Genomic DNA, 671 nt, shown 5'->3' with positions numbered 1-671 from the left:
ATCGCGTTTGTCACAGTTCCAGCCGTTACAGAACCAGTGCTTTTTCCAAAACAAGAGGCATCAGTTTTAGAGGACGCGCCTAAAGCTAACGCCGCCGCAGGCTGTCCGATTGTAACAGAATTAGATTGTGAAGAACAGGTATCTGTAACAGTTAAAGTATAAGTTCCCGCGGGAAGATTTAAAACAGTTGCTGATGTTCCAACTTCAATTCCTCCGCTATTTTTCCAAGAATAGTTTACCGTTCCAATCGCGTTTGTCACTGTTCCGGCTGTTAGAGAACCTGTGCTTTTCCCAAAGCAAGAAGCATCAGTTTTAGAAGACGCGCCTAAAGCTAAAGCCGCCGCAGGCTGTCCTATTGTAACAGAATTAGATTGTGAAGAACAGGTGTCTGTAACGGTCACAGTATAAGTTCCCGCAGGAAGATTTGAAACAGTTGCAGTAGTTCCTACCACCGCATTTGCACTATTTTTCCAAGAGTAGGTTACAGTTCCAATTGCGTTTGTCACAGTTCCGGCTGTTACAGAACCAGTGCTTTTTCCAAAACAAGAAGCATCAGTTTTAGAAGACGCGCCTAAAGCTAAAGCTGCCGCAGGCTGTCCTATTGTAACAGAATTGGATTGTGAAGAGCAGGTGTCTGTAACAGTTAGCGTATAAGTTCCCGCCGGAAGGTT

1 pseudogene is annotated in these 671 nt (G+C 44.7%); it reads right to left on the bottom strand.

From position 1 onward, the window contains the following. Positions 1-671 (bottom strand): annotated as a pseudogene (locus B3J44_RS11345) (hypothetical protein); the annotation flags it as partial.

The sequence above is a fragment of the Flavobacterium sp. UBA4854 genome, from assembly GCF_002399805.1.
Lineage (GTDB): Bacteria > Bacteroidota > Bacteroidia > Flavobacteriales > Flavobacteriaceae > Flavobacterium > Flavobacterium ginsengisoli.
The sequence above is the reverse complement of the archived record's forward strand: the minus strand, read 5'-3'. Positions and strand labels throughout refer to the sequence as shown.